Source organism: Phormidium pseudopriestleyi FRX01 (genome assembly GCF_017313335.1).
In the GTDB taxonomy this organism is placed as follows: Bacteria; Cyanobacteriota; Cyanobacteriia; order Cyanobacteriales; family Laspinemataceae; genus Laspinema; species Laspinema pseudopriestleyi.
In genome coordinates this window covers 1-20,908 of the sequence record NZ_JAFLQW010000411.1, presented here as the reverse complement: position 1 = coordinate 20,908, position 20,908 = coordinate 1, and the positions used below count along the sequence as shown (strand labels likewise).

The 20,908-nt window shown below is 48.9% G+C and carries 18 protein-coding genes; 7 read left to right on the top strand and 11 right to left on the bottom strand.

What is annotated here, in order from left to right:
* Positions 1–246: 246 nt before the first annotated feature.
* Positions 247–735, bottom strand: a complete 489-nt coding sequence (locus J0895_RS15525; protein ID WP_207088951.1) for an acyl-CoA thioesterase — start codon at positions 733–735, stop codon at positions 247–249.
* Between the two features lie 194 nt (positions 736–929).
* Between J0895_RS15525 and J0895_RS15520 the strand changes: the two genes are divergently transcribed.
* The gene (locus tag J0895_RS15520) at positions 930–1,757 is read left to right on the top strand and encodes a universal stress protein (protein WP_207088950.1); all 828 of its coding nucleotides are present in this window, start codon (positions 930–932) and stop codon (positions 1,755–1,757) included.
* Between the two features lie 179 nt (positions 1,758–1,936).
* On the opposite strand, the gene psbM is transcribed toward J0895_RS15520, so the two are convergent.
* The 9 genes from psbM to J0895_RS15480 all read right to left on the bottom strand — a co-directional run bounded on the left by psbM (position 1,937) and on the right by J0895_RS15480 (position 9,709).
* On the bottom strand, positions 1,937–2,047 hold the full coding sequence (gene psbM / locus J0895_RS15515; protein ID WP_015147816.1) for a photosystem II reaction center protein PsbM: 111 nt from the start codon (positions 2,045–2,047) through the stop codon (positions 1,937–1,939).
* Between the two features lie 137 nt (positions 2,048–2,184).
* The gene (locus J0895_RS15510) at positions 2,185–2,481 is read right to left on the bottom strand and encodes a 2Fe-2S iron-sulfur cluster-binding protein (RefSeq protein ID WP_207088949.1); all 297 of its coding nucleotides are present in this window, start codon (positions 2,479–2,481) and stop codon (positions 2,185–2,187) included.
* Between the two features lie 327 nt (positions 2,482–2,808).
* Positions 2,809–4,368: a TolC family protein gene (locus J0895_RS15505; protein WP_242541348.1), complete on the bottom strand. Its 1,560-nt coding sequence runs from the start codon at positions 4,366–4,368 to the stop codon at positions 2,809–2,811.
* Positions 4,369–4,424: 56 nt separating this feature from the next.
* Complete coding sequence (locus J0895_RS26430; RefSeq protein WP_277989850.1) at positions 4,425–4,556, bottom strand: hypothetical protein; 132 nt, start codon at positions 4,554–4,556, stop codon at positions 4,425–4,427.
* The gene (locus J0895_RS15500; protein WP_207088948.1) at positions 4,531–4,833 is read right to left on the bottom strand and encodes a hypothetical protein; all 303 of its coding nucleotides are present in this window, start codon (positions 4,831–4,833) and stop codon (positions 4,531–4,533) included. Before J0895_RS15500 ends, J0895_RS26430 begins: the two co-directional genes overlap by 26 nt.
* Positions 4,834–5,027: 194 nt before the next feature.
* Positions 5,028–5,273 carry a hypothetical protein gene (locus J0895_RS15495; protein ID WP_207088947.1) on the bottom strand — a complete coding sequence of 82 codons (246 nt, stop codon included), beginning with the start codon at positions 5,271–5,273 and terminating at the stop codon, positions 5,028–5,030.
* Between the two features lie 62 nt (positions 5,274–5,335).
* Positions 5,336–7,594, bottom strand: a complete 2,259-nt coding sequence (locus J0895_RS15490; protein WP_207088953.1) for a heavy metal translocating P-type ATPase — start codon at positions 7,592–7,594, stop codon at positions 5,336–5,338.
* A 282-nt stretch (positions 7,595–7,876) separates the two neighbouring features.
* Positions 7,877–8,941: a vWA domain-containing protein gene (locus tag J0895_RS15485; protein WP_207088946.1), complete on the bottom strand. Its 1,065-nt coding sequence runs from the start codon at positions 8,939–8,941 to the stop codon at positions 7,877–7,879.
* 288 nt (positions 8,942–9,229) lie between these two features.
* A complete protein-coding gene (locus J0895_RS15480) occupies positions 9,230–9,709 on the bottom strand; it encodes a DUF4112 domain-containing protein (protein ID WP_207088945.1) in 480 nt (159 codons plus the stop codon).
* 392 nt (positions 9,710–10,101) lie between these two features.
* Between J0895_RS15480 and rd the strand changes: the two genes are divergently transcribed.
* From rd to J0895_RS15455, 5 genes are all read left to right on the top strand, one after another.
* On the top strand, positions 10,102–10,260 hold the full coding sequence (gene rd, locus J0895_RS15475; RefSeq protein ID WP_207088944.1) for a rubredoxin: 159 nt from the start codon (positions 10,102–10,104) through the stop codon (positions 10,258–10,260).
* 30 nt (positions 10,261–10,290) lie between these two features.
* Positions 10,291–11,166, top strand: a complete 876-nt coding sequence (locus tag J0895_RS15470; protein ID WP_207088943.1) for an SDR family oxidoreductase — start codon at positions 10,291–10,293, stop codon at positions 11,164–11,166.
* 162 nt (positions 11,167–11,328) lie between these two features.
* On the top strand, positions 11,329–12,597 hold the full coding sequence (locus J0895_RS15465; RefSeq protein ID WP_207088942.1) for a BaiN/RdsA family NAD(P)/FAD-dependent oxidoreductase: 1,269 nt from the start codon (positions 11,329–11,331) through the stop codon (positions 12,595–12,597).
* Positions 12,598–12,650: 53 nt separating this feature from the next.
* Positions 12,651–13,781 (top strand): glycosyltransferase family 4 protein, encoded by a 1,131-nt coding sequence (locus J0895_RS15460; RefSeq protein WP_207088952.1) that lies wholly within the window; start codon positions 12,651–12,653, stop codon positions 13,779–13,781.
* A 36-nt stretch (positions 13,782–13,817) separates the two neighbouring features.
* Positions 13,818–14,204, top strand: a complete 387-nt coding sequence (locus tag J0895_RS15455) for a hypothetical protein (protein ID WP_207088941.1) — start codon at positions 13,818–13,820, stop codon at positions 14,202–14,204.
* Positions 14,205–14,278: 74 nt separating this feature from the next.
* Here the strand turns inward: J0895_RS15455 and J0895_RS15450 are convergent, their stop codons facing one another.
* The gene (locus J0895_RS15450) at positions 14,279–16,201 is read right to left on the bottom strand and encodes a hypothetical protein (protein WP_207088940.1); all 1,923 of its coding nucleotides are present in this window, start codon (positions 16,199–16,201) and stop codon (positions 14,279–14,281) included.
* Between the two features lie 379 nt (positions 16,202–16,580).
* Here J0895_RS15450 and J0895_RS15445 point away from each other — a divergent pair, with 379 nt between their 5' ends.
* Complete coding sequence (locus J0895_RS15445) at positions 16,581–20,846, top strand: PAS domain S-box protein (RefSeq protein ID WP_207088939.1); 4,266 nt, start codon at positions 16,581–16,583, stop codon at positions 20,844–20,846.
* The last annotated feature ends 62 nt before the right edge of the window (positions 20,847–20,908 follow it).

Genomic DNA, 20,908 nt, shown 5'->3' with positions numbered 1-20,908 from the left:
TTCGGTCCGGATCAACGGTTCCAAATACATAAGGGATAATCAAGTGACCGCAATCGGCGATCGAATATTCGTAAAGTAAACGAGTCATGATGTTAGGGTCAGTCGGGTTGGGTAAACAAAATTTTATCACCTTGGGGAGGAGGGGGGATAGGTCATTTGTCATTTGTCATTTGTCATTTGTCATTTGTCAAATAACCAATGACCAATAACCAATGACCAATAACCAATGACCAATAACCAATAACCCTACCTGGATAATTTAACTAAGGCATCTTTGACCGATTCAGGTAATCGGCGTATAATGCGGCCTTTTTCGATATCCACGGTAACGAGAGTAACCACTCCAGTGAGGTACAACTCTTGTCCATCTCGGGACTGAATCTGATATTCCCAATTGAGGCGGACCCCATCCATTTCTAGCATCCGGGTTCTGACGATCGCCTCGGTGCCGAGTTTCATCGGTTTGTGGTAGCGCAAGGCTAACTCAACCACGGGTAAATCGCACCCCAGGGCGACTAAATCGGCAAAATTGACCCCGATCGCCCGCAAGGATTCGACTCGCGCCTCTTCCATCCAGATTAAGTAGGTGCCATGCCAAACGATGCCAGCATAGTCCGTATGATGGGGATAAGCCCGGACGGGGTACTCGAACCATCCCTCGGGCGATTTTTCGCTCAGACGGGCGATCGCCTGGGTTGGGGGGAGTTGGGGTTGTGTGTCTTTTTCCTCAGTCATGTTACAAATCGATCCAAAACTCTACATTTCTACAAATTTTCAGTAAGTAATAAGTCTTACATTATTAAAGATGAAATACCTAAATCGAGCAATCTCTGGGGTCGTTGACCTCGACCGATAGAGCTTGATCACAACGGAATCAATTCAGGGATTCATCCCTACATATTATGCTGTCGTAGCCAGGAGCTAAACTTATGATCCAAAAAATATTAGTGGCAGTGGCCGGAAGAGGACTCTGTGAAGAGATGGTCAAGATGTTGATGGACATCCCCTCATTTCAAACTGCCTCAGTAACCGTCTTGCACGTAGTGGCCCCAGAAATCACCGCTGATGCCATGTCGGATAAGTTGGCAGAGGGTGGCAAAATCCTCGCAGATGCGGTCAAATTTTTGAACATCGACCCGAGCAAAGTCAACCCCCGTCTGAAGCAGGGAGACCCAAAAACCGTCGTCTGTGAAGTGGCAGAGGAAGAAAATTCTGACCTGATTATCATGGGTTCCCGCGCCTTGGGACGTTTGCAAGCGATTTTAGAAGGATCCGTGAGTCAATATGTCTTCCAGCTTGCTTCCCGTCCGATGTTGCTGGTCAAAGATGATGTCTACGTTAAGAAAATCAGGCGAATTCTCGTAGCGGTGGACAAATCCGAGTCGGCGAAACAATGTCTGGATTTCGCCCTAAAGATGGTCAAAGATATTGATGGGGGACAGTTGGAGTTGGTCCATGCCAGCTCAAAAGCTGTGGATAACCCGGAACAGGACCCAGTATTAGCATCAGCGGTGGCGTCCGCGAAGAAATATGGCGTTTCCTATCGCTGCCACACTCCGAAAGGAAAAGCCGGAGAAGAAATTTGTCGGTTGGCGGATGATTTGAACGCGGATCTCGTGATGCTGGGTTCCCCCGATCGCCGTCCTAATATTGCCAAAAGCTTTGTGGACCTCGATCGCCTCTTAGGGGGGTCTCTCTCCGACTATGTGCGGGTTTATGCTAACTGTCCGGTGTTATTAGGTCGGACTTCTAGCTAATTAACTGTCGGAGATTCGGACTGAAAAAAGGTGCCAAACGTTGCGTTTTGGCACCTTTGATCAGGAGACTCTTCCTGGGAAGGGATGCGATCGCCTCAACTTACCAGCAAGAGTCGGAGTTAGAACCTGAAGAAAGCACCCGGAACGGTTCCAAGTGCCAGACAAAGCCGCCTGTTAATTTAGCTCTCTTTGCTTTTGCTGGCGGTTTGAATGTAGAGGATCAACAGGAACACGGCTGGGACGAGCACAAACAGAAGGCTGGCCACAAATCCTAGGTCGTTAACTTGCATAGAACCCCACTATTTTTTCAATCTTAAAATTCAATAAGATCAGGATATCATTATTGATTGATTACGGTGAGGGTGATTTGCCTAAATTCTTTAAAACCCAAATCCCTGGGGAGGCGACTCTCTATTCAGGGGAGAGCTTAGGGCTTGGTTTTGACGCTCACGGACCCATTCACCATAGTTTGACAAGCCAAACGATAGGTTGGGGGCTTTTTCTTGAGTTTTTGATTTTCTGCTAGAGTGCGATCGGAGAGATTTTCCATGCCTTCGACGACTTCGACAATGCAGGTGCCACATTGACCGTAACCGCCACAGTTCATCAATTTCCCGACAAACTTGTAGAGTTCGATTCCATTTTCTAAGGCTTTGAGCCGCAAGTTGGCGCCATCTGCCGCGACAACTTCCTTGTTTTCATCCACAAATTTGATATTAGGCACTTCTCTTCTCCATAGTTGCGATCGAGCGATCCCGATTGGGGCCGATGAGTCGTCCAGGATTAGGCCAAGCCTTGGCACTGACTCAGGGCCGATGTTAGATCCTCTCAAATTTTAGACCGTCATGTTAACTTCTGTAAATACTGGCCGGATTCTATAGGGGCAATTCACAAATTGCCCCTATATCCGATCCTTTATCAGTTGTGGAATGCCCTCACCCCCAACCGTCGGCGGCCCAAAGGGGGAGAGGGGAGAAGACAGATGTCATAAATCATTTAGGATTGCTATAGATCCCCTAGATTCAGCATCCAGGTTGCCCATGAAGCGAACTTAGGGCCTCGAAATCAGCGCCTCATTCACATTCCCGATCGCCCGTTCCATCGCCGCTAATGCCCGATTGTAAGTCACGATCGCCCGCAGGCGGTTATTCAAAGCCCGAGTCAGTTCCGTTTCTGCCGTTAGCACGTCCGTCTGAGTCCCTACACCGGCTTGAAACCGCAACCGCGCCAGACGCAAACTTTCCCGCGCCTGATCCACGGCAATATTCGAGGTTTGGATATTCTCGAAGTTCGATCGCAAGTTAAAAAACGCTTGCTCCACCTGCAAGCGAACTTGGTTACGAAACTGCCCAAATCGCGTTTCCGCAATCTCAATATTCCGCTCCTCTTGAACCGCTCTGGCTCTAGCGGCCCCCCCATCATATAAATTCCACTGCACCCTACCCCCCAAGTTGTAGCCATCGGCTAAATTCAAATCATCCCCAAAGATTTCCACCACGTTATAGTTGGCAAACAAACTGACTTGAGGACCCAGGGCAGAGAGGGCAATCTGACGCTGATAATCCGTGAGTTCTCGCTGTAACAACAACTGCTCTAACTCGGCTCGATTTCTCAACGCCAGGACGATGCTATCTTCTAGGGACAAATTCCATAGCCCAGAAATTTCCACAGGTTCGGCAGCGGAAATATCCACGACTTGCGAAACGTTTAAAATCCGGGCGATTTCCCGGCGACGGATGCGCTGCTGCGCCTGCGCTTGGGTGAGGGATTGGGCGGCATCGGCTAACTGGACCCTGGCCCGCAACACATCAAATCTTGTCCCCAATCCCGCTCGTTCCAAGGCTTCAGCGTCTCGTAAGCTCTGTTCAGAGCTTTGCACCGCAGAGAGGCTAATTTCAATTTGGTCATCCGCTTCTTGGAGGTTGTAATAAGCCTCTCGAACCTCTAAGCGCAAGTCCGCAAGCACCCGTTCCAGGTCTAATTCACTGACGAGTAACTGGGTTTCGGCAAAGCCAATCTGACTCGATCGCCGACCGGAATTGTACAAATTATAGGTTAATTCCACTCCCCCATCTAAGCTTGTGCTCCCGCCTTCTGCGGGTGGGGCATTGTCTCCTAACTGTTGTCTTTGTCGCTGATTGCCTAAATCTGCCCCTGTGGAGTTCGATCGCGATAGGGTCGATTGCACGCCCAAGTTAGGATACAAGGCGGCGCGAGATTCTCGTAAGGCGGCGCTATTTCGTTCCACCGTTAACAGGGCTTCTTGCAGTTGCTGGCTGTTCTGTTCGGCAATTTGAAGGGCCTGTTCTAAGGTCAAGGGTTGGGTGCCGACAATCTCAACTTCATCGGGTTCTGTCGGAAACTGGAGGGGGTTGGGGTTAGGCGTCAGGTACTCAGGTACGTTTTCTATGGTGGGGGTTACTCCCTGGGCTTGTAAACCCCCTCTGGGGGCAGTTTTGTCCTGGGTTTCCTCGGAGGGAGAGGCGTTTTCTGGGGCTGGACTGGGGAGGCGATCGCCTGATGCCTCAGTCTGTCCAAAACTTGCGCCGATATCGCTTAAGGCGATTAGCGTTCCCATACCCACAGTCATCAGATATCGAAAAGTTCCCATAAGTTTTTGATTCGGCGTGCAATTTAACAATACTTCCAGGTTTAGGCCAACACTTTTTAAGGTATAACAGATCGCGATCTTTGGGATGAAATTTCATCGACATGACTCAACGACTGGGGATGCACCGGATGGGAATTGCCAAGGGCGATCGCCACCTGGGGATCAAGCTTGCCCTGGTAAAGATACATGGCTTTGTTTTCCCATGCGCTCCTGATATTCCGGTGATTGACGCACAATCGGACCCCTGAGTTGCACGTTTAATTTTAGCGGAGTTTTTTCGCGGTCAAGAGGAGGGGTAAAATTGCGATCGGGGCCAGGATTCGGTGCAGTTTCCGTAATCGGGCTTGATTCATAGGCATGATTGGAAAGGGATTGATAGAACGAGTCTAAATCATTATGGCAATCAAATTCAGGAGTGGGAGCATCTTGCTCCCTATATTGGAGTAGGGAGCAAGATGCTCCCACTCCTGGAGGTCATTACTACGAACATCAGAGAGAACGACTGAAGTCGTTACTACGAACTTAAGAGGGAACGACTCAGAATATTTTATTGTAAAGGATTGAGGTGGGGTTTGGAGTTAAGATAGGAAAGGACACGGGGGTGCCGTGTCCAGAGGGAAGATGCGATCGCAAGTATTGATTGGGAATTAGGAACTTTCTTACTCTCCAGTTCCTGGTTGGGTTTTCTTTTTACTAAATAAAAACCACCAGAGTTCTAATCCAATTAAGGTGACACCTCCTACAATCACTCCAGCTTTTACGGGTAAGGGTTGTTCAATTTTTTGCAATCCCTGAGATTGGGATTGTCTGTGCCCGGGCATTTCTGACCTGGTTTCTGAGGTGGCAGTCGCGGCACTGGAGGAGACAAGGGCGATCGCCAGTAAAGTCATCCAAATCTTGGACATTTTTAACATAGATTTAACCTGCTGTCAATAGAGTTTGCACCTTTAATTTCTGAGGATTTCACCTAGGAATGATGAGCCTTAAACTTGCGTAAGCGCAAGGCATTAGTGACCACAGAGACCGAACTCATCGCCATTGCAGCACCGGCGAGGATGGGATTGAGTAACCATCCGGTTAAGGGATAAAGAATGCCAGCCGCAATGGGGATACTGGCGGTATTGTAAATAAAGGCAAAAAACAGATTTTGTCGGATATTTTGAATCGTGGCTTTACTGAGTTGAATCGCCGTGACAATGCTTTGTAAATCCCCAGAAATTAGGGTAATATCACTCGCGGCGATCGCCACATCAGTTCCCGTCCCAATGGCAATTCCAACATCCGCTTGAGCCAAGGCTGGGGCATCATTAATCCCATCTCCCACCATGGCCACAATTTTACCCTCAGCTTGTAATTCTTTAATTTTATCCGCTTTTTGCCCGGGACGAACTTCCGCAAAAACTCGGTCAATTCCGACCTCCTGAGCAATAGATTGAGCGGTTTGTTGATTATCTCCCGTTAACATCACCACCTCTAATCCCAGGCCGCGTAATGCTCGAATAGCCGTAGCCGAAGAAGGTTTTAAAGCATCTGCTATTCCGAAGACTCCTTCAATTTGGCCATCTACCGCAATCCAAGGGCTAGTTTTAGCTTCCGATTCCCATTTTTCTTGATAGGTTTGTAATGCTTTGGTATCAATCCCTAATTCCTGCATCCATCTTGGAGTGCCGATTTGGACGAGGCGGTTACTGACGATCGCCTGAACTCCCATACCGGCGACGGCTTCAAAATTCGTAACCGATGGAAGCGGCATCTCTACCCCTTGCGCTTTAGCATACTCTACCACTGCCTCGGCTAAGGGATGCTCAGAATTACTTTCTACAGCGGCGGCTAATTGTAACAATTTAATCTCATTACTATGAGCGGTTCCCCCAACGGTGACATAATCGGTTACGGTGGGTTTGCCTTGGGTCAAAGTGCCAGTTTTATCTAAGACAATGGTTTGGATTTTATGAGCGAGTTCTAAACTGTCAGCACTTTTGATTAAAATGCCATTTTCTGCCCCTTTTCCGGTTCCCACCATGATTGAGGTTGGGGTGGCTAATCCTAGGGCACAAGGACAGGCAATAATTAAGACACCAACGGTGGTAATAATGGCGAGGGTGAGATTTCCCATGATGGCAAACCAGATCACAAAAGTGGCGATCGCAATGGCAATTACCACCGGCACAAAAAATCCCGTCACGCGATCGGCTAACCGTTGAATTGGCGCTTTACTCCCCTGAGCATCTTGCACCAACTTGACAATTTGCGCCAACACCGTATCCTTCCCCACCCGCAACGCTTTCAACTTAAAACTCCCGGTTTTATTCATCGTCGCGCCAATCACTTCATCCCCCGTTTCTTTCTTCACCGGAACCGATTCTCCCGTCACCATTGACTCATCAATTAAGGAAGAACCTTCCAAAACCGTCCCATCCACCGGAATTTTTTCCCCGGGACGGACTAAAATCACATCTCCCACTCCCACCTCTTGAATAGGAATATCCATTTCTTGACCCTGGCGAATCACCCGCGCTGTTTTCGCCTGTAATCCCATTAATTTTCTAATCGCTTCTGACGTTTGCCCTTTTGCTCTATTTTCAAACAACTCACCCAACAAAATTAGGGTAATAACTACCGCAGTGATTTCATAGTAAACTTCAGGATTTACCCCCGTAACGGCAAACAATCCTGGAAAAATTGAAACGGCTAGAGAATACAAATAAGCAGAACCCGTTCCCAATGCTACCAGGGTATTCATGTCGGCATGATGATGTTTAAAAGATTTCCAGGCCCCCACAAAAAAGGACTTGCCACACCAGATAAAAACCGGAGTCGTTAGCGCAAATTGCACCCAAGGATGATGCAACCAATCGGGAATAAATGGGAAAGAAATCCCCGTCATCATCGGCAGGGAACCCACCACCAAAATTGTGCTAATGATTCCCCCAAAAATCACCTTGCGTTGTAATTCTTGTTGTTCCGCTTGCCGGGATTTTTGTTCTGCATCAATGTCCCGCATCCCCAATTCTTCCAGCGGTTCAGCAGTATATCCCGCCTCAGAGACAGCACTTTGGATGAGATCGAGTTCCGTCCTTCGGGGATTATACTTCACCCGCGCTTGTTCCGCGCTAAAGTTGACGCTGCATTCTTCCACCCCAGGAACGCCTTGGATCACCTCTTCGATTCGGGTTGCACAGGAGGCACAACTCATCCCTTTTAATCTCAAATTAACCGTTTCCATCATTCAGACTCTCTCGTTTACAAGGGTTGCTAAAGGTTGCTAACTTCAGCATAAACCTTCCCCTACACTGGAGAGTCCACCCATTTTAACAAAACTTCACATTTCCCCCGTCTCCTCTCTTAGTTCTTAGTAACAATTTCAGTCGTTCTCTTGATAGTCTTAAGTCCCACAGCAAAGGGTTAGAAACCGGGTTTCTTTCAACAATTTGGGATAATTTCCAAAAGTTATTGCAGAAACCCGGTTTCTTGTCCCAATTCTTGTCCCTCGGCAAAACAAAAATTGCTACCGATCCCAATCCGCAACCTCATAGAGAAACTTCGTACCCCCAAGCAACTTGCGATTATAAGAGGTACTTTGCACAAAAACGAGATACTTCTCTAAATTAGCCGGTTTAATTCGCACCGTTTCCCCGGGAGGTAATCCTAACATCTCTCGGGCAGATTCTCCCTCGAACAAATCCCCCGTACCCCGATCTATCAAAATAATTTCTTTCTTCCCTTGAATCGTTTCAGTTTTTGTAAACTCATAAAACCCCCGTCCCCGTTGAAAAGTTAGCCCATTTTCAATCACAAAATCTTTGATGGCACAATTTTTATCAATATCCAACACTTGAAATCGCCCCGGAGTCACCGCCCGCAAATCGGCGGATTCCTGATAAAACTCGCCTTCCCGATTCAGCATGGTATTAAACATTTTGTTTAACCCACGACTCATCCGACCCTGTTCCGTAACTTCTGCTTCATAAGCTTGCAGTTGGTCATCAGAAGATTGCTGATAACAAACCGCTAAAAACAAGTCTGTAATATAGGCAAACTGGTCTAAATTAATATGAAATCCCCCAGATTTTTCCGCCAATTCTTTATAGAAAAGGCTGGCATGGGAGCGATTGAGGGCTTGTACGCCGTAAACGGGAATTCCCATTTCGGCTAATTTATCTACTTCCTTGCGCCAATTGAGTTTTTGAGGATTTTGAGCCGGTGCATGGGGAATATCATCTCCAATTAAAACGAGGGATTTGGTACTCGCTGAACTCCAGGATAAAGATTGAGCTTCATGCAAGACTAATTCATAACATTCCGGTGCATCTCCCCCTCCGGTTGCTTCGACATTTTGCACAAAGTCGCAAATTTTATCTGCATCTCCCGATAAGTCTAAGTGTTTGGTAACGTAAGTTTTACCCTCGTCACAGTAGTCACCGTGGGCAATAATTCCGATGCGAATTCCAGGGATTTCATCTAATAATCGGGCGATGCTTTGTTTGAGGTTGCGGCGGACTTGGGTGAGGCAAGGGTACATACTCCCTGTGGTATCAAAACTGAAAACGACATCAATGGTTTTAATGCTCATTCTGGTTTCTCCTATAGTCTTTGGGTTGGAGTTGTCTGCGAGTTGATAGCTGGTTTCTCTGGGGATTTAGTGCCGGGTAAGGACCAGATAGGGCTGTGTCTTTACCCGGTTTTTACGCCATTATAGTCTCATTATATCCGGTGTTGATAAAAAGTCAACATTGGGTAAATCCCTGAGTGGGTTAGAAGTCAATTAGCATAATAAATGCCGGATTTAAGAGGGATAAATGTTGAAGATTTGTAGGGTTGGGCAGTCGCTTCTCCCGTCATCTCCAATCAAAAAATCGGCCTACTGGAGGATGGCGCTGATGATGGAACTGAGGATCCAGATGCCTACCCCCACGATCGCAAAGACGGCGAGGATTAACCCACCCAATAGCAGCACAATAAATAGGGTGTCGGCTTTTTTGTTGGAGGTGGGGGCATCTAAGTGAGTTTCTAATAGTTCCATATTGCGGATATTAGCTTTCCAGGCAGCATCGAATAAATCTCCAACGACTGGAACCGTTCCAATCAGAGTTTCTAGGAGAATGTTGTACACCATTTGCACTAAACTTTCACGGGGGACCCCTATCTGAGCAGCATTGAATACAATGTAAGCGGAGAGAATCGCACCGGCAATATCGCCCCCTGCTGGAAGGAGTCCGAGGAGGGGGTCAAGTCCAACGCGAAAGCGGGTTCCGGGGATGCGAATTGCGTTGTCAAGGAGATGACTGAGGGTGCGGAGGCGTTTGAGGGTCTTGAGTTTTGGGTCCGTTGGAGTAATCATAGGCGAGGGTAAATAGGGGGTCGGTAACTGATTTCCCAATTATGACGGAAGAAAGGGGCGACTGAGTTGCCCGATCTCCCCCTAGGAAGAAATCCCCAGAGGATCCGGTTGTAGTGACTGTGCCTATTTTGTATGGAAATACAGCGGTTCGGTGGACTCAGGAGGTACAGATATTTAGAGGAGTGCGTAAAGCCTGAGCCCGGGCTTCGCTACGCGAACGCACTCCAAAAATGTGAGAAGTCCCTGAGTTCTCTCACTGGACCAAACCTCGAAGGGCGCACAAGCGTCCGCCATTCGTCATAGTCATTGTTAAATTTTTGTAATGAATTGATATAACTTTCGGTTTATATGCTTCAATCAGATTAACCGACTTTTATAAAGGGGGGAAACCCATGAAACAATATCTCTGTACTGCCTGCGGCTATGTTTATAATCCCGAGGAGGGAGACCCAGACTCGGGAATCGCACCGGGAACCTCATTTGAAGACATTCCCGAGGATTGGGTTTGTCCGGTTTGCGGGGTGTCTAAAGAGGATTTTGAACCTGCTTAACCGTAATTCAATGAAATTTAGTTTGGGTTCATGAAAAAACTTTTAATTACCGGATCGAGTGGATTTCTGGGCTGGAATCTCTGTCAAATTGCTCAATCAGAATGGCAGGTTTTTGGAACCTATTGCTCTCATGAAATAACCATTCCCGGTTGTCAGTTGATGTCGGTTGACTTAACTGATTTTCCAGATCTAAAATCTCTTTTTGCTGAAATTTGTCCCGATGCAGTGATTCATACTGCGGCTCAATCTCAACCGAATGTTTGTCAAATTCATCCCGAGGAATCGTACAAGATTAATGTCACGGCGTCGAGTGATTTGGCGGGATTATGTGGGGATGCTGAGATTCCCTGTGTTTTTACTTCGACGGATTTAGTCTTTGATGGGTTAAATCCGCCTTATGCTGAAACCGATGCGGTTTGTCCGGTGAGTCGGTATGGTGAACAAAAGGTGGAGGCGGAGGTGGAAATGCGCGATCGCAATCCGCAAACCATTGTCTGTCGAATGCCGCTGATGTTTGGCGAGGGCGGACCCGCTGCCCAAAGTTTCCTCCAGCCGATGTTACAAACCTGGCGATCGGGTCAAAAATTAGCCTTATTCACCGATGAATTTCGGACGCCGGTGAGTGGGAAAACTGCGGCCCAAGGGTTATTATTAGCCTTGGAACAGGATGAAAAGTTGCTGCATTTAGGGGGGAAAGAGCGGGTTTCGCGATATGGGTTTTTTGAGCAAGTGATTGAGGTATTGGAGGTTAGGGATGGGCGGATTAAACCCTGTCGGCAACAAGATGTCAAAATGTCGGCCCCGAGACCCCCGGATGTCTCTTTGGATAGTTCTAAAGCCTTTAGTTTGGGGTATAATCCGTTACCGTTGCGCTCACAGTTGTTGGCGTTATTGGGACGGGTTTGAGGAGGTAGGTTTGGATTGAGGGAGAAGACAAGCAATTGTAGGGTGGGCACTGCCCACCGTAAGTAAGGTGGGCAGTGCCCACCCTACTCCTTTCTCAATTTGGGGATGCTTGAGTGAACCTCTGGAAAAAGAGGACAGACTGTGGAACAATAGAAATTTTGAATGGGAATGCAAGGATTTAAGGTGGTGAACGATCGCCCGGTAAAGGTGGTGGTGATTGGTGGGGGTGCAGCAGGTTTTTTTGGGGCGATTAATTGCGCTCAAAACCATGATCAGACTGAGGTGACACTTTTAGAAGCGGGACGGCAACCCCTGGCGAAGGTGAAAATTTCCGGGGGAGGGCGATGTAATGTGACTCATGCTTGTTTCGATCCAGAGATGTTGGTCACCCATTATCCCCGAGGGGGCAAGGCGCTGCGTGGGGCATTTTCACGGTTTCAGGCGCAGGATACGGTGAACTGGTTTGAAAGTCGGGGGGTGAAGCTGAAAACTGAGGACGACAGGCGGATATTCCCAACAACGGATGATTCTGAGACAATTATCCACTGTTTGATGCAGCAGGTGCGAGAATCGGGGGTGAGACTGCGGACTGGGGTTTCGGTGGTGGATGTGCGTCGCCTGCTTCCCTCGGAAGGTGAGAACGGTGGCGGATTTGAGATTGTCTTGAAGTCTGGGGAAACCCTGAGTTGCGATCGCCTGCTGTTGGCAACGGGTAGCAATCCCCTGGGGTATAAAATTGCCCAATCCCTCGGACATCGGATAGAACCTCCGGTTCCCTCTCTGTTTACCTTTAATGTCACTGACCCTCGTCTCCAGGATTTAGCTGGCGTTGCCGTGAAAATGGCGCGAGTCCAATTACGGGATGCTAAATTGACCCAAACCGGACCTGTTCTGGTTACCCATTGGGGTCTGAGTGGTCCGGCGATTCTGAAACTTTCGGCATGGGGGGCCAGATATTTATATAATCACAAGTATCGGGCGACTTTAACGATTGATTGGTTACCGCAGTATAATCCAGAACTGTTGCGAGAACAGTTACAGGCGGTGAAATCACAGTTACCGCGAAAGGCAGTCGCGACGAGTTGTCCCTTTCCGATTCCTCGGCGATTGTGGGAACGGTTGTTAGAAGCAATGGGATTGGATAGCGAAACTCGATGGGCGGAATTTTCTAAAAAAGCGATTAATCAGGTGGTTGAAGAATTGACCCGAGGACAGTATCAAATCCAGGGGAAAGGAGTGTTTAAAGAGGAATTTGTCACTTGTGGCGGGGTTTCTCTGAAAGAGGTGAATTTTAAGACGATGGAGAGTCGTTGTTGTCCGGGTTTATATTTTGCGGGGGAAGTGTTGGATATTGATGGGGTGACGGGTGGGTTTAATTTTCAAAGTGCTTGGACTACGAGTTGGTTGGCGGCGCAGTCTTTGGGGAGTTGAACCACTGATTTCACTGATTTTCACGGAGACTGATTTTGACGGAGGTTTTGGTGATGCGGGAAGGGCAGGATGTGTTTGTGTTTTTGGAGATTTTTTCCCGGGAGGGGGGGATTCAATCTTATGTGAGGGATATTTTGAGGGTTTATGGGGATTGGGCGTCCCGTGAGGGGCGGGTGGGGGAGGTGTTGTTGTTGCGGGATGGTCCGGATTGTGAGAATACGTTTGAGGGAAATCCGGGGTTGCGATTTCAGTATTTTAAGGCTTTGTCTCTGATGTGGGGGCGGGTGAAGTTGGCTGTGGCGTTGGGGAATCAGCTTGTTTTGCACCGTCCGAGGCGGGTGTTTTGTGGTCATATTAATTTGGTCCCGTTGGTGCAAGTGTTGTGTCAACCGTTGGGGATTCCTTATACGGTTTTGACTTATGGGAAGGAGGTGTGGGAACCGTTGCCGAAGATGGCACAATTGGGGTTACAAAAGGCGAGTCGGTTATGGACGATTAGCCGGTATAGTCGCGATCGCGTTTGTGAGGCGAATGGATTACAACCGCAGCGCTTTGATTTACTCCCTTGTGCGGTGGATGAGAGGCTGTTTACTCCGGGTCCTAAATCGCTGGAGTTGATTGAACGCTATGGGTTAGAGGGCTGTAAGGTGTTGATGACGGTGGCGCGACTGTGGTCTGGGGATATCTATAAGGGGGTGGATGTGACGATTCGGGCGTTACCAGAGATAGCACAAGCCCAGCCGGATGTCAAGTATTTGGTGATTGGTCGGGGGGATGACCAACCGAGATTGCAGGGATTGGCGCAGGAGTTGGGGGTGAGCGATCGCGTGGTGTTTGCCGGGTTTGTGCCAACGCAGGAGTTAACCGCTCATTATCGGGTCGCGGATGCCTATATTATGCCCTCTCAGGAGGGATTTGGCATCGTGTACCTAGAGGCGATGGCTTGCGGAAAACCTGTGCTATCTGGGGATGCCGATGGGTCGGCGGACCCGTTGCAGGATGGCAAATTGGGCTGGCAAGTGCCACATCGGGACCCCCAAGCGGTTGCGGTAGCTTGCATTGAAATGTTGCGGGGAGAGGACCGACGCTGTGATGGGGACTGGTTGCGCCAGGAAACTATTGGGGGGTTTGGTACGGATGCCTTTACTCTTCGCGTCAAACAACTGATAGAGTTTACTGAGTAGGATAGAGGTATTGGCGATTTTCTGTGGGAGTCAATTGTGAATCAAAACAGTTACAAATCCTTGCTGCTGAACCTATCGGACCTGAGTCGATGGTTGATGCCGGTGTTGATCGTGTGGGTGTTGATTTCGATCGGGTTGGGATGGGTCGTGAAGTCGATTTTAATCTTAATCGTGGCAGTCACCCTGCTGCCGGTGGTGGCCTTTTTTGGCTTGCGGTGGTGGTTGAGTCGGAACCTGATTGTGAATCCGTGTCCCGTTTGTAGTTATGAGCTTACTGGACTGAATCAGACCCAATTTCAATGTCCCAGTTGTGGGGAACCTCTGATGGGAGAAGGCGATCACTTCGTGCGGTTGACCCCTCCGGGGACCATCGATATTGATGCAGTCGAGGTATCGTCTAAGGTGATTGAGGAATCGAAGTGAAGGATGCGATGGCGGTTGGGAGAGGGGAATGGGTTATTCCCCTCAAGGGCGATCGCGTTGAATCTGGATGGGATTCAGGGTTTGGCCTCCCATTGAGGTCCCGTTGGGGTGGTCCGTAACCGCCAGATGCCCAGTTGAGGTTCCTTAACTTCTAAGAATCCACTATTTAGGGGTTGCCGAACATAAGGACTCTCTAATACCGGCCAATTTTCCAGTTGACGGGGTTTGCCATTGATGGTGGCGATCGCGATCGCCCCCTGGGGTTTGTAGGTCATGGTCAGCTGGTCCCCGACAAGACTTTTATACTCTAAACTGCCCTCGGTTTCCCAAGCGGCATCCCTCACTTCAGTTCGTTTCAGGGCGCGAATTAAACTATCAAAAGTGGGATACTCTGCAACCCTCGCTACATCGACAATCCAGGCGGTTTTACTGCCGATCGCAGCTAAGGCTTGATAAGCGGCATTTTTTTCAGAAACCGGGATTTTCAAGGCAATTTCATCTCCCCAAACCTGCGCCACTAACCAAGTTTCTTGAATCCGCCAGATATACCAATCTTCATGTCTGCGGGGTTCTCCATATCCCATCGGTAAGACAAGGTGCGACTGCGCCGGGACTCCTGCCTCTACATCAGACTTGGTGAGAATCTGCTGATAAATTACTGCACTTCGTTCCTGGAGATATTGGTCTCCGGGGGTTTTTCCTGTTGCCATTGGGGAATGATAAGTTCCTCCCAGACTCACGACAGGATTGTTCACCCCATTGGGGTCGCGAATCACGAGTTTATAGGTGGCATACTGCGCCCGGATTGTACCTTCAACTTGAGAGTCGCGAGAGCCTTCTAAGAGCGTACCCACGGTATAATCGGGGGTGACGTAGAAGGTTTCCCAGAGGTGATTGTCGGCATGGTGGCTGTAATAGGCTGGATGACTGGCTTGGACTGAAAACGTTAGGGGAACTTGCTTGTGAGCGATCGCCCGTAAATGTTCCGGGGGACGATAGGAACTCAGACTCGGGGCCAGGGCCAGTCTCGCATAGTTAAGCTGCATTCCCTCAGCGATCGCCTGATCATTCGTGCGATTCGGAGTTCCCCACCAGACCCAGGCAACCGCACTTAATCCATTATTCCAAGTATTGCGATCGAACCCGCGACTTTCCGCCCCGCCAGAGGTTCCCCAACTCAGGCGCAAGGCCATATTCGTAGCATACCAGTCTAACAAGGCAGTCGCCAATTCCCGCAGTTCCGGAGTTTCGGCAAAATCATACAGATTTAGTAATCCCGCGATGCTGTAACCGTAATAGGTAGAGGAATGAAATTCTCCTTGGCCAATTGTGAGAAACTTGTCCAGTTGCGATCGCAACCAAGCCTCATTGGTTTCCGCCACATGGGGCAATCCCACCGGAAACCCGCTGCCATCCATCAGGGCTAAACCTGACACCCGTTGCATAAACCCATGATTTTCCGTACCCCCTTCACTCCACTCCTCTACCCGAGGACGGGCTAACATACTTTGGTAAGACGCCTTGACCGGGTCCGGGAGTTGGTCGCGATACAGGAAGAAAATTCGCACATCTAGCATACTGCGGAAATGATACAGGTCTGGGCGTTCCTTTTCCAATTTTAACAACATATCCCAATTGGGTTGAGGGTCATAATCCTCCGGCAAACTGAGGCGGGCTAAAATAATAGGGAGCAAGTATTTATGAGGGTCGGGAATGTCGTTCCTGCGCCACCAGCGATCGCGTTCTTCGAGATTTTGACGGGCTATTCTTTGCCGAATTAATAAACTCCGCCGTTGAAATTCTACCTCCGTTGTATCTAAACTGGAATGGGGAGCAAGACGTTGGGTTTGGGTGCTTCTTTGGCGCAGTTCTTCTTTTTGTGCCTTCGTCCATTGGGTGAGATGTACTCCGGATTCAAGAGTTGGGTTTTTCAAGGGAAAAGTCGCGCAAGCATTCAAGGCGATCGCCAGAAATAGATTAACTACCCAATAACGCATTTGGATTAAAAAATAAAGGATCAATGAGGGACAAGTCTGTGCCTATTTTAAATGGGAAAGGGTGAATTTGCCTGAAGTTCAGATATTTCCCCGGACGATCCCCACTGACTCAAATATTGGGGATTTCACCCCGGATCACAGGTCCCGTTGATGGACTGCCCTTTGAGAAAGACCATGATCCGTGACTCCGGCCTTGATGAGATCCCCGAGATCCACAGCCCAGTGGTCGGGAGACTCTAACCAATCAGAGATTTAATCACAAAATGGGAAAAAAGGATAGACTGATTTTTGAACCCAGACCTCAAAAACCCAGGGAAAGGTCCCTCTTTCATCCCCTGAAAAACCCCTCGATTCAAACTCTAGTGACCGCCGGTAATCTATGCATATCAAACCTCCCAAAAAATCATCAAAAAAGTCATCGAATCTAGCTAATTCAGCCCATTATGCTGGATTTTTTAGCCGTTCCGAGGATTTACTCTGTCTACTCGGGTTAGAGGGGAATTTTCAACTGGTGAATCCCGCATGGGAAGTCACCCTCGGATTCACTTCAGAAGAACTGGTAAATCGCCCCTTGATTGCCGGGGTGCATCCAGAAGACCGAGAGGAAACTGCGGGCAAAATTGCCACTCTATCTGGGGAAATTGAGCGGGTTAGGTTTCAAAATCGCTATCAGAGAAAAGAGGGCGGTTATCAGTGGATCGAGTGGGAAATCAGCCGGTCCCCAGAAGAGGGGGTGATGTATGGGTTTGGTCGGAAAATCCAGGGTCCTGGCGATCGCCCAAATTTAGAACCGCCACAAACCCCGCACAACCGCCACAGCAACAAATCCCTACAAGAACGGCTGCGCCGGTATCAAGCGATCGCCGGACTCTCCCCCATCGGCATCTTCCAAACCGATACCGAGGGAAAAGCCCTCTATGTCAATGAAAAATGGTGTGAAATTGCCGGAATGTCCCCTCAAGAAGCAATGGGGTATGGATGGACCCGGGCAATTCATCCTGACGATAGCTCATTCGTCTTTGCTCAATGGTCTCAATTCGTCAAAAAACCCATCGAATTTCGCATAGAATGTCGGATGCTGCGTAAAGATGGGGAAGTCGCCTGGGTGGTGGTTCAAGCGGTGATCCAAACTGGAGAAAGAGGAGAAATCACCGGGTTTGTCGGAGCACTGGCGGATATCAGCGATCGCCAACAAATCGAAGAAGCCCTCAAACAAGCCAACGAAGACCTCGAAAGCCGAGTCGCCGATCGCACCGCTCAACTCCAAGGGGCGATCGCGCAGTTACAAGGGGAAATCGCCTCTCGAAACGAAGCAGAGGCAGCCTTACAAAAAGAACGGGAATTCCTCAATGCCCTGCTCAATAATTTAACCGATGGGATAGTCGCTTGTGACGCCAACGGCATTTTAACCCTCTTCAATCGGGCCACGAAAGAGTATCACGGATTGCCCGAAGACCCCATCCTCCCCGAACAATGGGCCGAGCATTACAGTTTATATCGACCAGACGGAACCCCGTTGCCTATGGAAGAGATTCCCCTATTTCGTGCCCTGCGCGGCGAAACCGTTCAAAATGTGGAAATGGTGATCGCGCCGAAACATCAGAAGCCGCGCACCATCCTCGCCAGTGGTCAGGCGATCGTCGATGCCTCGGGGAAAAAGCTGGGTGCCGTCGTCGCCATGCGGGACATCAGCGATCGCAAAGAAGCCGAAAAAGAGCGGGAACGACTGATCACCATTTTGGAAGCAACCCCCGATTTCGTCGGCGTTTGCGATGCCAACGGAGTCGTCCTCTATCTCAACCAGACAGCGCGCCAAGTCGTGGGTTTAAAGACGGACAATGATGGCACAACTCACCACATCTCAACATTTGTTCCAGAATCATGCCAGTCCTTCATCTTTAATGAAGCCTTGCCTGTCGCAATCCAAGAAGGGGTTTGGAGTGGTGAAACCCGTTTTCTGGCTCATGATGGTCAGGAAATCCCCGTTTTACAGGTGATTATGAGTCATCGGTCCGAAAACGGCGCCGTGGAATATTTTTCCACCATCATCCGGGACATCACCGAACAAAAAACCGTCGAAGAAGCCCTGCGGCGTAACGCCTTGCAACTGGCTCAAGCTCAACAAGTGGCTCATATCGGGTCCTGGGAATTCGATTTGAACACCTATCAGGTAGATGGATCCGATGAACTCTTACGCATCTATCAGGTTGAACAGCCCGAATTAGGACTGACTTATCAAGGGTTTTTTGAACGGGTACATCCCGAGGACTGTGAATCTCTCAAAACCCTGATTGAGGAGGCGATCGCTCAAGGACAAGCCTATGAATGTAAACACCGAATGCTGTTTCCCGATGGTTCTATCAAATTTATCTCCTCCAAAGGGCAACCCATCTTTAATGCCGAGGGCGAACTGGTTAAACTCATCGGGACAGCCCATGATATCACCTTAAGTCACCAAGCCGAAGAAGCCTTGCGCCGGAGTGAAGAACTCTATCGGGCGATCGCCCGCAACTTCCCCAACGGTAGCATCTGCCTCTTTGATCAACACTTGCGCTATACCCTCGTGGATGGACGGGAACTCGACGAAATCGGCTTTTCCAAAACAGAAATGGAAGGCAAAACCATCGGGGAATACTGGCCCCCCGAAACCGTCGAAATATTAGAACCCATGTATCGATCCGCCCTCGCCGGTGAGACGTTAGCCTTTGAATTCCCCTTTTTTGAGAGAATTTATCTAGTTCACCTGCTGCCAGTTACCCATACCAATGGGGAAATCTTTGCCGGTATGATAGTCTCTCAAAATATCACCGCCCTCAAAGAGGCAGAAACTGCCCTCAAACAGCGAGAAGAATACCTGCGCGGCATCCTGGAAAATATGCCCGTGATGATGGATGCCTTTGATATCGAAGGCAACTTTATCGCCTGGAACCGCGAATGTGAACGAGTCACCGGCTATAGTGCCAATGAAATCGTCGGCAATCCCCTGGCAGGGGAACTGTTGTATCCCATCTCTGAAGAAAGAGCCGCAATGGTGACGGAAATGGTTGAATTAGACAATCATTACCGGAATTGGGAACTGGAACTCACGGCCAAAGATGGCAGCATTAAAACCGTTGCTTGGTCGAATATTGCCAAGCAATTTCCGATTCCCGGCTGGTCCGGATGGGGAATCGGCGTCGATGTGAGCGATCGCAAACAAGCCGAGAACGCCCTGCGCGAATCCGAAGCCGAATCCCGACAACTCGCTAATCGGGAATCCCTGATTAATCAGATTTCTCGTGATATTCGCAACTCTTTAGAAGTAGATACTATCCTAGAAACGGTAGTTCAACAGCTATATCAGTTATTAGACCTTGATCGCTGTAATTTCCTGTGGTATCGCTGCTGTAGTACCCCGGCATTCTGGGAAATCGTCACCGAAGTAAAAAACCCTGAACTCGACAGTCGCATCGGGCGCTATCCCGTTGATGAGAATCCCATCCAAGCAAAAATTGCCAACTCTAAACTGATTCGGTCTGATGATATTACCAGGGATTCCGAGTTAGATATCCAATTGCTTTATACCATGTGGGGGTATCGCGCCGTGGTGATTGTTACCATTCAAACCGCCTCGCGAGATGTCGGTTGCCTGGTTTGCGGAACCTCCTACCAAGGGCGTAATTGGAACGAGTGGGAAGTAGAACTGTTGCAAGCGGTAGCCGATCAGTTGGCGATCGCCCTTTACCAAGCTGATTTATACCGCCAAGCCCAAGATAGCGCCCGCCAAGCCCAAGAACAAACCGAACAATTACAGAATACCTTACAGGAGTTACAACAAACCCAATCCCAACTGATTCAAACCGAAAAAATGTCCAGTTTAGGCCAATTAGTTGCTGGAGTCGCCCATGAAATCAATAATCCGGTTAATTTCATCCACGGCAACCTCACGCATCTGAGCCAATATACAGAAGATTTGCTGATGATCATTAATTTGTATCAGGAAAGCTATCCCAACCCTGACTCGGAACTTGAAGAAGCAATTTACAACCTAGAACTGGACTATATTCTCGAAGATCTGCCGAAAATTTTGGCATCCATGAGAATGGGAACCGATCGCATCCGAAAAATTGTTTTAAGTTTACGCAACTTCTCCCGCCTAGACGAAGCGGATATGAAAGCAGTAGACATCCATGAAGGGATTGAAAACACCCTATTGATTTTGCAGAATCGCTTCAAAACCAAAGGCGATCGGCATAGCATAGAACTCATCAAAGACTATAGAGAACTGCCCTTAATTGAGTGCTATGCCTCCCAGATGAATCAAGTATTCATGAACATCATCAACAATGCGATCGACGCCCTAGAAAGCAACCCATTCGACTCCACCGAAACCCAGCCCACCATCCAGATCCGCACCGAAGTCAGAGGGAATTCAGTCATCATCCACATCGCCGACAACGGACCCGGAATGACCGAACAAACCAAAGCCCGCCTCTTCGACCCCTTCTTCACCACCAAACCCGTCGGCAAAGGCACCGGACTCGGATTAGCCATCAGTTATCAAATCGTCGTCGAGAAACATAACGGCATCTTAGACTGCATCACCGCCCCCAGTCAAGGCAGCGAATTCATCATCCAAATCCCGATCGCCCAGAGAAAAAACTAACCCCATTCTTCATGTTCGTAGTAACGACTTCAGTCGTTCTCCCCAGTTCGTAGTAACGCCTT

Excerpts from the sequence above, each read along its gene's own strand:
- J0895_RS15525 (WP_207088951.1), bottom strand. The coding sequence starts at position 735 with ATGACTGAGGAAAAAGACACACAACCCCAACTCCCCCCAACCCAGGCG.
- J0895_RS15520 (WP_207088950.1), top strand. The coding sequence starts at position 930 with ATGATCCAAAAAATATTAGTGGCAGTGGCCGGAAGAGGACTCTGTGAA.
- psbM (WP_015147816.1), bottom strand. The coding sequence starts at position 2,047 with ATGCAAGTTAACGACCTAGGATTTGTGGCCAGCCTTCTGTTTGTGCTC.
- J0895_RS15505 (WP_242541348.1), bottom strand. The coding sequence starts at position 4,368 with ATGGGAACTTTTCGATATCTGATGACTGTGGGTATGGGAACGCTAATC.
- J0895_RS26430 (WP_277989850.1), bottom strand. The coding sequence starts at position 4,556 with ATGTATCTTTACCAGGGCAAGCTTGATCCCCAGGTGGCGATCGCCCTT.
- J0895_RS15495 (WP_207088947.1), bottom strand. The coding sequence starts at position 5,273 with ATGTCCAAGATTTGGATGACTTTACTGGCGATCGCCCTTGTCTCCTCC.
- J0895_RS15490 (WP_207088953.1), bottom strand. The coding sequence starts at position 7,594 with ATGGAAACGGTTAATTTGAGATTAAAAGGGATGAGTTGTGCCTCCTGT.
- J0895_RS15485 (WP_207088946.1), bottom strand. The coding sequence starts at position 8,941 with ATGAGCATTAAAACCATTGATGTCGTTTTCAGTTTTGATACCACAGGG.
- J0895_RS15480 (WP_207088945.1), bottom strand. The coding sequence starts at position 9,709 with ATGATTACTCCAACGGACCCAAAACTCAAGACCCTCAAACGCCTCCGC.
- rd (WP_207088944.1), top strand. The coding sequence starts at position 10,102 with ATGAAACAATATCTCTGTACTGCCTGCGGCTATGTTTATAATCCCGAG.
- J0895_RS15470 (WP_207088943.1), top strand. The coding sequence starts at position 10,291 with ATGAAAAAACTTTTAATTACCGGATCGAGTGGATTTCTGGGCTGGAAT.
- J0895_RS15465 (WP_207088942.1), top strand. The coding sequence starts at position 11,329 with ATGGGAATGCAAGGATTTAAGGTGGTGAACGATCGCCCGGTAAAGGTG.
- J0895_RS15460 (WP_207088952.1), top strand. The coding sequence starts at position 12,651 with ATGCGGGAAGGGCAGGATGTGTTTGTGTTTTTGGAGATTTTTTCCCGG.
- J0895_RS15450 (WP_207088940.1), bottom strand. The coding sequence starts at position 16,201 with ATGCGTTATTGGGTAGTTAATCTATTTCTGGCGATCGCCTTGAATGCT.
- J0895_RS15445 (WP_207088939.1), top strand. The coding sequence starts at position 16,581 with ATGCATATCAAACCTCCCAAAAAATCATCAAAAAAGTCATCGAATCTA.